We start from the raw sequence: 13,748 nt of genomic DNA, 5'->3' as shown, positions 1-13,748 counted from the left end.
GTTTAACTGCACAAAATTGTTTGGTGTCGATGACTGTCACGTTTTCCGACCGAATCGGCGAGAAAACCGCACTGATCTGATGGGTTTTCGGCCGATATCAGTTGCCAATGAGCGTGAGTCTAGATGGTTAGTCATCGGCTGGTGTCACGAAGAGCGTTGGCCGCTTCGAGCGACCACACGCTCTTGGAGGGAACAGTAAACGGTGTACCACTGTACTGCCGCGGTCACACAGACGGCCTGGCGCGTTCACCGACACGTGCGGTGACCGGCGGGACGCGACGACCTATCTGTCCCTCGCATCGCCATCAACGGTCGAGGCATCGAAAAACGTCCGCAGGAGTTCGTGTTGACCCTTTCTAAGGTGGTTGTGAAGCGTCGGCGAGGAGATGCCCATCGCGTCGGCGATTTCCTCGGCCGTACTCTCCCGGGGCCAGTCGTAGTACCCACCAGAGTACGCCGCCCGGAGCGCCGCTTCCTGGCGGTCAGTGAGGCGGTTGTGCAGGTCGTGCTGGAACTCACGGGCCGTCTGTACTGATCGTTCGACGGTGCGTTTGCCGACGAGTTCCGACCCCGGAAACGACGAGCGCAAGCCGTCGACGACCGTTCGGATATCGGTATCGCTCGCACACTCGGCGGTGATCGTCGTCGCACCCCCATCGGTGACCGACTCGAGAACCGTCACGCCGTACTCCATCAGCGTCAGCGTCGGCGATGAGCCCTCGACGACGAACTCGAGCCGGCTACCGCCCTCGTAGGTCTCGATAACGCGACAGTCGTCGATGCCGGGATCGGTCTCGACGAGGTCGAACACCGCCGCCGGTCCAGCGCCGGTCACGGTGACGTAGTACAGTTGCGTGTGCTCCTCGACGGGGATGAGCGAATCGAGTTCGAACCGGCAGTCGAGTCGGCCGGCGGCGTCGACGAAAAACGAGCCCTCGTCGCGACAGACGAACTCGAGTTCGACGACGGCATCGGAGAGCAAGAGGTTGCGCCGCCGGACGGCCGCGATGGCGTGGCCGATCTGCCGACCGACGGTCTCGAGCCACGCTCGCTCCCGGTCGTCGAACGCGTCCGATCGATGTGCGCCGAGGCCGAGCGTGCCGTAGACGGTGTCCCCGTAACGAATCGGAACCGTCGCGACGGGACCCTCGAAGACGTCGCTCTCGACGACGTTCTCGTGAATGGTGACAGTATCACCGCCATCACCGTCGCCGTCGGCGTCGCCGATGTCGGCATCGATGTCACCATCCAAATTCGCCGGGTACGCTACATCCACCGTTTGCACCGAGTCGGTAGATTGAACCCTATCAACCGCCTCGAGCGCCGTCGTCACCTGCTCGACCAGCGCAGATCGTCGGTCGTCTGCGACCCGCCACGTACGTCGGTTCCCGGCGACGGCCGTTCGATCGAACCAGGCGAACTCGTAGGCGCGTCCCTCGAGGAGCGCCGCACAGACCGCTTCCTCGATCGCCTCGTGGGTCGACGCCTCGAGCAGCGCCGCCGTGACCGCCTGCTGTGTTTCGGGGTCGGGGTGACGACGTTCGACGGCGGATCCTGCCTCCACGTTATCTCCGTCAGTCGCCTCGAGCCGTGGCTGTGGCGCTTCCACGTGACGGTGTCGATGGGCGGCCGTTCCCCCAACTGGCCGCTCGAGCGGTTCGAACGCCTCGACCAGTTCGTCCGGCGACGGTTCCGGCAGGTAGGGCTCGAGCGCCTCGAAGCTGTGCCAGCCGCCGGCGGCTTTCACCGCCCGCGGATTCACGTCGTGGGCGACGAGCGCACGGTGGGCGAAGTACCGACGGAGGTCGCTCGAGGAGGTCGACGCGACCATCGGATCGTCGATCACCTCGCCGGCCCGGGTCGTGACCTCGGCTACGAGCATCTGCAAACGACGGGCCGTCACGGGAACGAGCCGATCGCCCTCGTCGATGCCGTTGCTGGTTGCGTACCGCCGGAGGTCGCGTTCGACGTGGGTCGGGAGGAAGGCGATTCGGTCGATTCGAGCGGTCGTCTCGGAACCCAGGTCGTCGGTGCTGTCGCCGTCGTTGTCGTCGACGTCAGCGCCGCTCTTCCCGCGGTTAGCCTGTGAGCCGTCCCTGACGGCGAGTCCGTACCGCGGCGGATCGTCTCGAAGCTGGCGGACGTCGCCGGGGCGCAAGCGAGCGAGTTCCACGGGTCGGAGCCCCACCTCGCCACAGAGACGAACGACGAGGGCCTCGCGATAGGTGTCGGCGGCGTTGAGGATTCCCTCGTACTGTCTCGGGGTCAGGGCCACCGATTCAGCGTTGCCACCGGACATGGTTCGCTGTTTCAATTATTACGAATAAAAGCATATCCATTGAGCGATCGATATCATATCGTCTTTGGTCTTGAACGATGGAACTCGGTATCGAAGCAGGGGGACATATTTCGTTTGAGTCGAGTTTGCGAAACCTACTGGTCACGGACCGTCGATTGGATTTCGCCGACGATCTCCGGATTCCGTAACGCGCTCGTATCACCGAGCGGCTCCCCGTTCGTCACGTCCTCGAGCAACCGACGCATGATCTTGCCCGACCGCGTCTTCGGCAATTCGGGCGTGAAGACGATCGTTCCCGGTTGCGCGATCGAACCGATCGCCCGTTCGACGCCCGCGAGGACTCGTTCCTCGAGTTCCGCACCCGGTTCGGTTCCCCTTTCGGTGCTCACGTAGGCGTAGACGTCCGAGCCGTCGGGGCCGCCGACGACGGCGGCTTCGGCGACGCCCTCGACGCCGACGATGGCCGACTCGATCTCCATCGTGCTGAAGCGCCGGCCGGAGATGTTGATGACGTCGTCGACGCGACCGAGAATCGTCAGGTAGCCGTCCTCGTCCATCCGGGCGGCGTCCCCGCTCGCGTATCGCCAGCGACCGGCGTCAGGGTCTGAAAACTGCTGCCAGTACTCCTCGAGGTGGCGGTCGTCACCGTCGTACAGCGTTTTCGCCATCCCCGGCCACGGTCGGGAGAGCGTCAGGTAGCCCGTTTCGCCGGAATCGACGGGCGTTCCATCCGAGGCGAGCAGGTCGACCTCGATCCCGGGCAGTGGCTTCCCAGCCGCGCCGGGTTTCATATCGTCGACGCCCGGCACCGTCGAAATCGCGATCCCGCCGGTTTCGGTTTGCCACCAGGTGTCGACGATCGGGCACTCCCCGCCGCCGATGTGCTCGTGATACCAGTGCCACGCCCGCGGGTTGATCGGCTCGCCGACGGTTCCGAGCAGGCGGAGACTCGAGAGGTCGTGCGCCTCGGGGTACGCCGTCCCCCACTTCATGAACGCCCGAACTGCCGTCGGTGCGGTGTAGAAGACGTCCACGGCCATCCGTTCGACGAGCTCCCAGAGGCGGTCGCGGTCCGGGTAATCAGGCGTACCCTCGTACATCACCGTCGTCGTCCCGAGTGCGAGCGGGCCGTAGACGATGTAGGAGTGGCCGGTGATCCAGCCGATGTCGGCCGCACACCAGTAGGTGTCCTTGGGCTTGACGTCCAGGACGGTTCGTGTGGTCCAGGCGGCGTAGGCGAGGTAGCCGCCAGTCGAGTGTACTACCCCTTTCGGCTCGCCGGTCGTTCCCGAGGTGTACATCAGGAACAGCATGTCCTCGGCGTCGCGAGTGACCGGGTCGACCGTCGCCCCGGCGTGGGTCTCGAGCAGGTCGTCGTAATCGTGTTCGTTCGAGCCGAGGACGTGTGTGAGTTCCTCGCCCAGACGGTCGACGACGACCGTCGTCACGTCGGCGTCGACGGAGAGGACGGCGTTGTCCGCCTTGCGTTTCTGGTTGAAGGCGTCACCCCGGCGGTAGTAGCCGTCGCAGGTGAGCAGAAAGTCGCTCTCGGCGGCGTCCATCCGGGTCGCGAGCGCGGCCGCCGAGAGCCCGGCGAACACGACCGAGTGAGGGGCGCCGATGCGCGCACACGCGAGCATCGCGATCGGCAACTCGGGGATCATCGGGAGATAGATCGTCACGACGTCGTCTTCCTCGACCCCGAGGTCGCGGAGGGCCGCCGCACACTCGTTGACCTCGACGAACAGTTCCTGGTAGGTGTAGGTTCGGCGTTCGCCGTCTTTGCCCTCCCAGCGGATTGCCGCGTGGTTCTTTCGGCCGGACTCGAGGTGTCGGTCGACGCAGTTGTAGGCGGCGTTGAGCTGTCCCCCGGGGAACCAGCGATAAAACGGCGGTTCCGAATCGTCGAGCACCGAGTCGGCGGGCGTCTCCCAGCTGAGACACTCCCCGGCCCGGTTCCAGCACGCCGGCCACTCCCGGTCGAACTCCTCGCGGAGGTTCTCACCGACGTTCGCCTGTTCGACGAACGACGGCGGCGGCGACAGCCGTCCGTCCACGCTCGAGTCATCGTCGACAGCCGCTCTGTCTCCCATTCTAGCTGAAGGAGGCGGTCGAGGAGGAATAAACGTTCTGTCGGCCCACGCGGGGACACCGAAACGCCCGTAGGGGCTCGACGCCAGAGGACACGTATGAAGCCGAGCGTCATCGAGTCGATCCACGACGATCACGGTGCAACCTTCCTCGAGCGCGACGGCCGGCGCGTCGTCGACCACTACGGACGCCCCGAACGGGCCCACCGCGCCGTCCGAAACGGCGTTGGACTGCTCGAGGTCGCCTACGGCGTGCTCGTCGTCGAGGGCGACGATCGGCTCGAGTACGTCGATAACGTCGTCTCGAATCGCGTTCCCGCAGCCGATGGCCAGGGCTGTTACGCCCTCCTCCTCGACCCCCAGGGGCGGATCGAATCTGAACTGTACGTCTACAACGCCGGCGAACGGCTGTTGCTGTTCACCCCGCCGGATCAGGCCGCCGACATCGCCGCCGACTGGTCGGAGAAGGTGTTCATCCAGGACGTCGATATCCGGGACGCAACCGACGAGTTCGCCGTCTTCGGCGTCCACGGGCCGACGGCGACCGAGAAGATCGCCAGCGTCCTCACCGGCCCCGGGTCGCCCGACGAGCGATTTTCGTTCGTTCGCGGGTCGATGGGCGACGCCGGCGTGAGCGTGATTCGAACCGAGGGACTGGCCGGCGAGGAGAGCTACGAGGTCGTCTGCAGCGCCGACGATGCGGCCGACGTCCACGACGTCCTCTCCACCCAGGGACTGAACGCCGCCCCGTTCGGCTACCGAACCTGGGAGACGCTGACCCTCGAGGCCGGTTCCCCGCTCTTTTCGAGCGAACTAGAGGGAACCGTCCCGAACGTTCTCGGCCTGCGGCTGGCCCTCGATTTCGAGAAGGGGTGTTACGTCGGCCAGGAGGTCGTCTCCCGAGTGGAAAATCGCGGCCAACCGAGCCGGAAACTGGTCGGATTGACCCTCGAGGGTGACTCGGTACCCGCGGGCGGTGCAACCATCTTCGACGGCGACGCCACCGTCGGCGAGGTGACCCGGGCCGCGAGAACGCCGATGTTCGAGTCTCCCATCGCGCTGGCCCTGGTCGAGTACGGCCTCGAGGAGGACGGCCGTACATTGTCCGTTCGCGTCGGCGGCGAGGAAGTGCCCGCGATCCTGAAGCCGCTACCGTTCCTCGAGGGATCCGAGCGGTCGGCGCGCCTGCCGGTGTACGAGTGAGCAGCACGCTCGAGGTGTCGAAATCGAATTAGATGGCGTCGAAAACGGTGTCTATTGGGCAGTATAAAACCGGGTCGGGCGCGATTTACGCGTAACGTGGCTGAACGTCGAGTACGGGTTCCGAAGAACCAATCCGTAGCTGCGGCGCTCACCGGACTGGTCGTTGCGAGACAGAATCTCGTTCCCGACTAGAACGTAAATACCCTTCAGCGTTCCGGTGTTTCTGAACACTACCGTCAGGAATTGTACCCCACGAATTCAACTGATACGCGGATACAGATGATGCACGGACTCTTTCCCGAGCGAATCGAGACGGATCGCCTCGTGTTCGAACCGATGATCCCCGAAACCGTCGACCCGTTCGAGTGCTACGTCCTCGTGACGCGGGAGGACTGGCAGGGGGCGGCGACCGAGCACATGCCGTGGTTCCGATTCAACCGACTCGACCGGGTCACCGCCTTCCTCGAGAAGTGCGAACGGCAGTGGGCAGACCGCGAGATCGCTCGCTATCTGATGCGATCGAAAGCGGAAGACGGGGCGCTCGTCGGCATCACCGGCTATCGCCCCGAGTGGAACGAACGGCGGGCGGTGTCCGAGATCGTCCTCGCCGAGTCCTACTGGGGCCGGGAGTACGGGCTGGAACGCGCATCGGTGTTCATCGAACTGACGTTCGAGAGCTACGACCTCGAGGCCTACTACACCACCTGTGCGGCCGGAAACGACCCCTCCCGGCGCATGATCGAGAAGTACATCGAGAAATACGGTGGCCGTCACGAGGGGCTGTTGCGCCAGCACTCGCCGCGCCCGAACGGCGAGGTGACCGACCAGCACCGGTTCACCATCCTGCGCGAGGAGTACGAGGCCGCCACGGCGGATCGAAACACCCTGGACTGTGATCTCGAGTGGGAAGGAGTTCGCCTGGAGGGTACGTTTGAGTCCTGAATCGCTACCGGAGCCGCGTCTCGAGGCGGACGAGACGGCCGGATTCGACCGTGAAAGTGTCGACGAACGAGAGGAGGACGTCCGAGTCAGTGGATCCGGGCGCGTCAGCGTTCGTCGATTCCATGTCGATCACGCGACCCCGCGCGACGACCGTGTCGCCGTCGCCCTCGACGACGAGTTCCTCGAGTTCGTGGCGCGTGTCGGGAGTGGGACGGTCGTCGCGCATGAACCGGACGAACGCCGCTCGCGTTTCGAACGTTCGATCCGGCCGTCGCTGGACGAACTCGGGTGCGAGGATCGTCTCGAGTTCGTCGTAGTCGTGGCTATCGAGAGCGGCGTAGTATCGCCTGACGAGGGTCGCAGGCGAGTTCTCGCTGGGGCACGAGCTCACGTCGTCAGCACCTCGATACCCCGTCCACCCGGTCGGTTTCGTACCCATCGACGTCCATACCGGTGGGTTGTAGCGGGCGTGGCGTAGTTCCATCGGCGACAGGGTCTCGAGGGATGATAGAATCCGGGAACGGCCGATTGGAGCCACCCATCGGACGTGACGACGAGTCGAGAGTGTCAAGACCGCCGCCCTCGAAGGTCGACCCGATGAAACGACCGGGGATCCTGTGGATGGCGCAGGTAGCGGCTGGCCTCTTTATGGCCGGCCCGATGTTCGTCGCGGGAGCCATCTTCCTTCGATCCGGCGATCTGGCATTTGGAATCCTGTTGTTCGCGTTCGGTCTGGTCGCCCTGTTCGCCCCGAACTTCTTCGTTCGACGCATCGGGGGGCCCCGCACCTGGATCCGACGGCGACTGCGACGACGTCGCCAACGGTCGGCTGCGGACGACGAGTCGACACAGTCGACATCGGAATCGAAATCGAAATCGAGGTCGGGGGCGGAGGCGGGGTCGGACACCGCCGACCCCGCAGGCAACGACGACTCGTCAGGCCCCCTCGAGCGCGTTCGAAATCGCTACTTCAAACGGTAGGATCGGCGGATATCCGGCCAGGAGGCCGTGATTCGATCGTTCACCGAGCCGTTGCTCGAACCGGGCTCAACAGTGGTCGGCACCACCGGCGTGGTGAGCGCCGTGGTCGTGGGGTGCACCGGATTCGTGGTGAGCGCCGTGGTCGTGGGATGAGCACGTCTCGTGGTGTGATCCGTCGTGGTCGTGGTGGTTGTGCGAATGTTCAGCCATTCCGGTAAACGTACCGCTCATGTGAGTGAGGGCATGTACGATCGAACCGTCACCCGGACGCTCGTCGGCCAAGCCTGCGTTTGCGTTCACCAGACCGACTGCACCCACGAGGGCGACGACAACGACGACGGCAACGATCAACCCGCTCGTTCTGGACGTCATGATTGGATACCTCGAGTGGAAGTAACGCGTACGGGGAGTTACCGATGTGGGTGTGAACGCACCGAGGAGATCGTCCGAGAACGTTTCTCTACCGATCTAACCGTTTCGTTCCGAGGAGATCGTTCATCACGCCCGAATCCGGGAGCCTGGCTTCACCCCGTCAGCGCGAGATCGTCCGCGGGGTAGACGCGATACGTTCTCCCCTGCGGTTCGCGATACAACAGCCCTCGTTTCTCCAGATCGGTGACCGTCTGGCTAACTTTGCTCTTCGAAAAATTCGACCGATCACGGAGGGCGATCTGGGTCAATCCCGGAGACTCGAGAACGGGTTCGAGAACACGGCGTTCGTCCTCAGGGAGGAGATCGAGGACGCGTCGGTCTCGATCCGGGACGTCGCTCGCCGACGCCCGACCACCAGCAGGGCCAGACGTTATGGGAGTGTCAGTCGGGTCGACCCCACGAGAGGTTCCTTTATTCGCGTCAGGTGAGGCCGTAGTCGCCTCTTCGTCGATGAGTCGTTCACGAACGAGTACGTACACGCCACCGACGACGCTAACGACAACGATGGTTCCAATGAGGTACCAGAGCGGGTGCGTGCCGTGGACTGCTGTGGCGGACATACCCATATGGTTCCCCATCTCCTCGAGGGCCACCCACTGTCGGTAGGCCTGCCACGTCACGAGCCCTCCGGCGAGAAGGAGGACACTAAGCAGGATGAGAGCAACCCCATCGGCGCGCGTTCGCTTCACGGGAGCACGTTGGTGATGGATCGTAAAATGTGCTCGCCTTCACGCCGAGAGCTCAACGCGGCGTAACAGCTGGGCGTTTACGGCGACGATCACCGTACTGGCCGACATGAGAATCGCGCCGACCGCCGGGGACAACAGGATCCCGATCGGCGCGAGGAGTCCCGCTGCGAGCGGCAGCGCGAACACGTTGTAGCCGGCCGCCCACACGAGGTTCTCCTGCATCTTCCGGTAGCTTTTCCGACTCAATCGAACGAGGCGGGCGACGTCTCGAGGGTCGTTTTCGACGAGGACGACGTCGGCGGCCTCCACGGCGACGTCGGTTCCCGAACCGATGGCGATACCCACGTCGGCACGCGTGAGGGCCGGCGCGTCGTTCACCCCGTCGCCCACCATCGCCACCAGGTTTCCTTGCTCCTGAAGCTCGACGATTTTCGTGTCCTTGTCGTCCGGAAGAACTTCGGCGAAGTAGGTCTCGATACCGAGTTCCTCGGCGACGGCGCGGGCGACGGCTTCGGAGTCACCGGTCAACATCGCCACGTCGATCCCCATCGAGTTGAGCGCGTCGATGGCGTCGAAACTCTCGTCGCGAACGACGTCGGCCAGCGCAACGGCGCCGACCGCCTCCTCGTCTCGGAGCAGGTAGACGACCCCCTGACCGCGGGAACCGGCGTCGTCGGCGAACCGCTCGAGATCCGCGTTGGGTTCGACCTCGAGGTGGCGAAGCAGGTTTGGCCCGCCGACGTAGACCGTTTCCCCGTCCTGTACGGGCCCACCGTCCACGCCGGGTGTTGGAGCAGCTTCCACGTCGACCGTCGCACGGACGCCTCGTCCTTCGAGCGCCTCGAACTCTCGTACATCGGGTACGGAAAGTCCTCGTTCACGAGCCGCGTCACGTATCGCCGCCGCGATCATGTGTTCGGAGTCGGCTTCGGCTGCAGCCATCACCGCCAGGAGTTCGTCTTCGTCCCAGTCAGTCGTCGTGGCGACATCGACGACTCCCTGCTCGCCTTCCGTGAGGGTTCCCGTCTTGTCGAAGACGATCGTGTCCAGGTTCCGCGCTTCCTCCATCGCGATTCGATCGCGAACGAGCATGCCGTTTTTCGCCGCCATCGACGTATTGATCGCGACGACCAGCGGAACGGCGAGTCCGAGCGCGTGCGGACAGGCGATGACGAGCACCGTGACCACGCGCTCGACGACCGGCAATCCGAATCCGACGGCGATCGTCCACGCCACGGCGGTAATCGCTGCCACCGCTATCGCCGCGTAAAACAACCAGCCTGCCGCCCGATCCGCGAGCACCTGCGTTCGAGACCGACTCTCCTGGGCCTCCTCGACGAGACGCATGATACCCGACAGCGTCGTTTCGTCGCCGGTCGCCGTGACGCGAACACGGAGGCTCCCGTCCCGATTCGTCGTCCCGCCGATCACCTCTGCCCCGGGTTCTTTCTTGATCGGGCGTGACTCCCCCGTGATCATCGCCTCCGTGACGTTCGACTCGCCCTCCTCGACGACGCCGTCCGCCGGAATGTTCGCCCCTGGGCGAACGAGCACCAGGTTGCCTTCCCGCAGGTCATCGACACGAACCGATTCCGTGTCGCCGTCTTCCGTCATTCGCTCGGCCGTGTCCGGCATCAGTTCGGCCAGTTCGTCGAGCGCACCCGACGCACGACGGACGCTTCGCATCTCGATCCAGTGGCCGAGCAGGAAGATGACGACCAGCGTGACGAGTTCCCAGAAGAACGGCTCCCCGATGTCCAGCGTGATCGCCGCGACGCTGTAGACGAACGCGACGGTGATCGCCAACGAGATCAGCAGCATCATCCCTGGCTCGCGGTTTTGCACCTCGACAGCGCCCATCCGAAGGAACGGGATCCCGCCGTAGAGGAAGACGATCGTGCCAAAGAGCGGGCCGACGAGCCAACTACCAGTGAACGCGATCGCGGCGTACCCGAACCACCCCTGGAGCATCGGACTGTAGTAGAGAACCGGGAGCGCGAGAACGAGACAGACGAAAAAGCGCTGCTTGAACATCGTTTCGTGACCGGCGTGGTCGACGTGTGCCTCGTGACGATGATCGTCTCGGTGTTCCTCTGTCGTTCCGTGGTCGTGCTCGTCGCCCACCCCGTGAACGTGTTCGTCGCCCATCTCCTGATCGTGTACGCTGCCCTTTTCGTCCTCGTCCATCGAGGCGTGTTCGTGGTGTGTCGGCGTCTCTCGAGGGGGGTCGCCCTTCCCAGCGGTCAACCCGCACACGCGACAACACGGGCAATCCTGATCAGTTGGCCTGGTGGAGCGGATCCTCCCCTCGTGGCCGTCGTGTCGGTCGTTGGTCTTCGTCGAATCGTGGTTTGTCATGGGTTGCTCGCTATTTCGGATGCGCTCACGGGGTGCCGAATCGCTCGCGAACGCTTACCGCGAGAGGAGACGGACAAAACCCCCTGCGGGCGCGCCCGCCCCTCGTCGCGAGTAGTACCTACTGTCCAGTACGGGAGATATCGAGATAAAACTGCAGAGCGCGACTGGACGTTCCAAGCGACAACCAGGGCAAACGGATCCTCACCAACCGACACGTCAGACCGGCGGACGAAAACGAACCGTCGAATCGACCGTGAAACTGCTCGAGCGGGTTCGCGGTCGCTGCCCGCTCGAAGCCACCGAAGGAGCCCAGGAGAGGGCATCGATCCACGGGAGGAATTCGAGAACTCAGTCGAATCGAATCTCCGTTCTTGACTCGTATGACTCGTAGGCCGCCTCGATCACCCGAAGATCCGCGAGCGCGTCGTAGCCGTCGGGTTCGGGCGTCGTCCCCGTCAGGACACAGCAGCCGAAGTAGTCGAACTCCTCGCTGACCTCGTCGACCGGCGGGCCGGTGTACTCCATGCGTAAGTCGCCGCTCTCGACGACCATCTCCTGTGGGACGGTGCCGCCGAAGGGCGAGGAGACGGAGATCATGCCGTCGGTGCCGACGAACTGGAGCCGACTGGCGGCGTGGGCGTCGAAACTGGCGGTACAGGATGCCGTCGCGCCCGTCGACATGACGAACTGGAACGCGACGTGTTTGTCCACCTCGTCGAACGGCCCCCCGTCCGACTGTGCGTTCGCGTAGACGCAGACGGGATCGCAGTCGAGCACGAACCGAATGGTGTTCAGCGGGTAGATGCCGAGGTCGACCAGCGCGCCACCGCCGGAGAGTTCGGGATCCAGCCGCCACGTCTCGGGGCCGGTGTGTTCGAGCAGCGGGTGAGAGAATCCGCCATGAATCTGGACGACGTCGCCGATGGCACCCGATTCGACCAGGTCTCGTGCCCGTCTGATCGTCGGTTCGACCTGGAGACGATAGGCGGTCATCAGGGTGACACCGGCTGCCTCGCAGGCGTCGACGATATCTCGGGCCGCCTCGACCGAGACGTCGAGGGGCTTCTCACAGATGACGTGTTTGCCCCGTTCGGCGCCCGGGATGGCGTACTTTCCGTGGAGGGCATTGGGCGTCGCCACGTACACCGCGTCGTAAGCGTCGGCGGCCTCCCCCTCGAGGTAGGCGTCGTAATCGATGCAGTGGTCGACGTCCTCGACGAGGTCGTCCTCGAGACGATCCGGTGAACTCGTGACGAGAGTCGTCGTCTCGCAGTACTGTCCCGCCTCGATACCGGGGATCGCCCGGTTGCGCGCGAAGCCGCCGACACCGACGATGGCGAGTCGCACGGTGCCGTCGACGTCGTCTCGATCCCAGTCACGTCGGGTGAAGTGGTCGAAGGTGTCCTCGAGTGCCATACACCATCTACGGTGACGAGCGCGAAAGTTCCAATTCAGGCCGTCGTGACGGTCGGATCCGGCAACAGGCCGGCTACCGGCTACCGACTACCGGGTGCTCAGTACACCTCGATCGAGATCACGATGGCTTTCGAGAGTGGTCTTTGAAGGAAAAATGTTTTCAATACCTGCATCTGATGTGGTAGCAACTACAGGTGACGTGAATGGTTACAATGGAAACAACGGAGCTGGACACCGAACTCAGTCTCTTCAAATACGATACGCTCGAGCAATTACCACCGAGGTATCGCGAGCTCGAAGCCGACGAACGCACGCGGCGGATCGAGGCCGCGCTCGAGGAACTGGGTGACGACGTGGTGATTCTGGGGCACAACTATCAGCGCCAGGAGATCGTCGAACACGCCGACTTCGTGGGCGACTCCTACCAGTTGTCGGTCGAAGCCGCCGAGAGCGACGCTGAGTACGTAGTCTTCGGCGGCGTGACGTTCATGGCCGAGTCGGCGGACATCATCACCGACGACGACCAGACCGTCATCCTGCCGAGTATGGAGGCCTCCTGTCCGATGGCGGGGATGGCCGAGGCCCTCCAGGTCGACGCCGCGTGGGCGGAGATCACGGCCGCCGCCCCCGACACTGACATCATCCCGATCACGTACATGAACTCCTACGCCGACCTGAAGGCGTTCTGTGCGAGTCAGGGCGGTCTCGTGTGTACGTCCTCGAACGCCCACCGCGCCTTCGAGTGGGCGTTCGAGCGCGGCGACAAAGTCCTCTTCCTGCCCGACAAACACCTGGGTGAGAACACCGCCCACCGACTCGGGATGGAAGACCGCATCGCGACGTGGGATCCCTGGGATCCCGCGGGGAAAGACCCCGAGAAAGTCGCCGAGGCGGACATCGTCCTCTGGGACGGCTACTGCCAGGTGCACGAACGCTTCCGCGTCGAGCACATCGAGCAGGTTCGCGACGCGAACCCGGATGCGAAGGTTATCGTCCACCCCGAGTGCCGCCGCGAGGTCGTCGAGGCCGCCGACAAGGCCGGCTCAACCGCCGAGATTTGTCGTACCGTCGAGGAGGCCGACCCCGGCGACACCTGGGCGATCGGCACCGAAATCCACCTGACGCGTCACCTCCAGCGCTGGCACCCCGACGTCGAGGTCGTGCCCCTCTGTGGCGACGCCTGCATGGACTGCAACGCCATGCGTCAGATCGATCCGAACTACCTGACCTGGGTGCTCGAGGAACTGGTCGCCGGTCGAGAGCGCAACGTCATCGAGGTCGCTCCCGAAGAGAAGGAGTTAGCGAAGGTGGCCCTCGAGCGGATGCTCGAGGTCTGAA

Annotated in this window: 11 protein-coding genes; 4 read left to right on the top strand and 7 right to left on the bottom strand. The window is 64.2% G+C overall.

The genetic code is table 11. The annotated features are described in order from the left end of the window. Positions 1-283: 283 nt before the first annotated feature. Positions 284-2,299, bottom strand: a complete 2,016-nt coding sequence (locus NGM68_RS02720; protein ID WP_252700114.1) for a bacterio-opsin activator domain-containing protein — start codon at positions 2,297-2,299, stop codon at positions 284-286. A gap of 134 nt (positions 2,300-2,433) precedes the next feature. Beyond that, on the bottom strand, positions 2,434-4,392 hold the full coding sequence (gene acs, locus NGM68_RS02715) for an acetate--CoA ligase (protein WP_252700113.1): 1,959 nt from the start codon (positions 4,390-4,392) through the stop codon (positions 2,434-2,436). A gap of 96 nt (positions 4,393-4,488) precedes the next feature. On the opposite strand from acs, the gene ygfZ reads away from it, so the two are divergent. Both ygfZ and NGM68_RS02705 read left to right on the top strand, forming a co-directional pair. Further along, positions 4,489-5,592: a CAF17-like 4Fe-4S cluster assembly/insertion protein YgfZ gene (gene ygfZ, locus NGM68_RS02710; protein WP_252700112.1), complete on the top strand. Its 1,104-nt coding sequence runs from the start codon at positions 4,489-4,491 to the stop codon at positions 5,590-5,592. A gap of 282 nt (positions 5,593-5,874) precedes the next feature. Next, entirely contained in the window at positions 5,875-6,534 is a 660-nt protein-coding gene (locus NGM68_RS02705; protein ID WP_252700111.1) for a GNAT family N-acetyltransferase, read from the top strand. 4 nt (positions 6,535-6,538) lie between these two features. Here the strand turns inward: NGM68_RS02705 and NGM68_RS02700 are convergent, their stop codons facing one another. Next, a complete protein-coding gene (locus tag NGM68_RS02700; RefSeq protein ID WP_252700110.1) occupies positions 6,539-6,925 on the bottom strand; it encodes a nuclear transport factor 2 family protein in 387 nt (128 codons plus the stop codon). A 206-nt stretch (positions 6,926-7,131) separates the two neighbouring features. Between NGM68_RS02700 and NGM68_RS02695 the strand changes: the two genes are divergently transcribed. Beyond that, positions 7,132-7,515, top strand: coding sequence for a hypothetical protein (locus tag NGM68_RS02695; RefSeq protein ID WP_252700109.1), 384 nt, complete (start codon positions 7,132-7,134; stop codon positions 7,513-7,515). Positions 7,516-7,581: 66 nt separating this feature from the next. On the opposite strand, the gene NGM68_RS02690 is transcribed toward NGM68_RS02695, so the two are convergent. The 4 genes from NGM68_RS02690 to gfo6 all read right to left on the bottom strand — a co-directional run bounded on the left by NGM68_RS02690 (position 7,582) and on the right by gfo6 (position 12,410). Then, positions 7,582-7,887 carry a hypothetical protein gene (locus NGM68_RS02690; RefSeq protein ID WP_252700108.1) on the bottom strand — a complete coding sequence of 102 codons (306 nt, stop codon included), beginning with the start codon at positions 7,885-7,887 and terminating at the stop codon, positions 7,582-7,584. 152 nt (positions 7,888-8,039) lie between these two features. After that, positions 8,040-8,636, bottom strand: coding sequence for a helix-turn-helix transcriptional regulator (locus NGM68_RS02685; RefSeq protein WP_252700107.1), 597 nt, complete (start codon positions 8,634-8,636; stop codon positions 8,040-8,042). Positions 8,637-8,675: 39 nt separating this feature from the next. After that, a complete protein-coding gene (locus NGM68_RS02680) occupies positions 8,676-10,994 on the bottom strand; it encodes a heavy metal translocating P-type ATPase (protein ID WP_252700106.1) in 2,319 nt (772 codons plus the stop codon). A gap of 348 nt (positions 10,995-11,342) precedes the next feature. Next, complete coding sequence (gene gfo6, locus NGM68_RS02675) at positions 11,343-12,410, bottom strand: D-xylose 1-dehydrogenase Gfo6 (protein ID WP_252700105.1); 1,068 nt, start codon at positions 12,408-12,410, stop codon at positions 11,343-11,345. Positions 12,411-12,613: 203 nt separating this feature from the next. On the opposite strand from gfo6, the gene nadA reads away from it, so the two are divergent. Beyond that, complete coding sequence (gene nadA, locus NGM68_RS02670; protein WP_252700104.1) at positions 12,614-13,747, top strand: quinolinate synthase NadA; 1,134 nt, start codon at positions 12,614-12,616, stop codon at positions 13,745-13,747. Position 13,748 lies beyond the last annotated feature (1 nt).

The sequence above is a fragment of the Natronosalvus vescus genome (assembly GCF_023973145.1).
Lineage (GTDB): Archaea > Halobacteriota > Halobacteria > Halobacteriales > Natrialbaceae > Natronosalvus > Natronosalvus vescus.
Note: the sequence above shows the minus strand (reverse complement) of the source record. Positions and strands in the feature narration are given on the sequence as shown.

Bases quoted from the DNA above. Each gene is read 5' to 3' on its own strand.
- ygfZ (WP_252700112.1), top strand. From the start codon at position 4,489: ATGAAGCCGAGCGTCATCGAGTCGATCCACGACGATCACGGTGCAACC.
- NGM68_RS02705 (WP_252700111.1), top strand. From the start codon at position 5,875: ATGCACGGACTCTTTCCCGAGCGAATCGAGACGGATCGCCTCGTGTTC.
- gfo6 (WP_252700105.1), bottom strand. From the start codon at position 12,410: ATGGCACTCGAGGACACCTTCGACCACTTCACCCGACGTGACTGGGAT.
- NGM68_RS02690 (WP_252700108.1), bottom strand. From the start codon at position 7,887: ATGACGTCCAGAACGAGCGGGTTGATCGTTGCCGTCGTCGTTGTCGTC.
- NGM68_RS02695 (WP_252700109.1), top strand. From the start codon at position 7,132: ATGAAACGACCGGGGATCCTGTGGATGGCGCAGGTAGCGGCTGGCCTC.
- NGM68_RS02720 (WP_252700114.1), bottom strand. From the start codon at position 2,299: ATGTCCGGTGGCAACGCTGAATCGGTGGCCCTGACCCCGAGACAGTAC.
- NGM68_RS02680 (WP_252700106.1), bottom strand. From the start codon at position 10,994: ATGACAAACCACGATTCGACGAAGACCAACGACCGACACGACGGCCAC.
- acs (WP_252700113.1), bottom strand. From the start codon at position 4,392: ATGGGAGACAGAGCGGCTGTCGACGATGACTCGAGCGTGGACGGACGG.
- nadA (WP_252700104.1), top strand. From the start codon at position 12,614: ATGGTTACAATGGAAACAACGGAGCTGGACACCGAACTCAGTCTCTTC.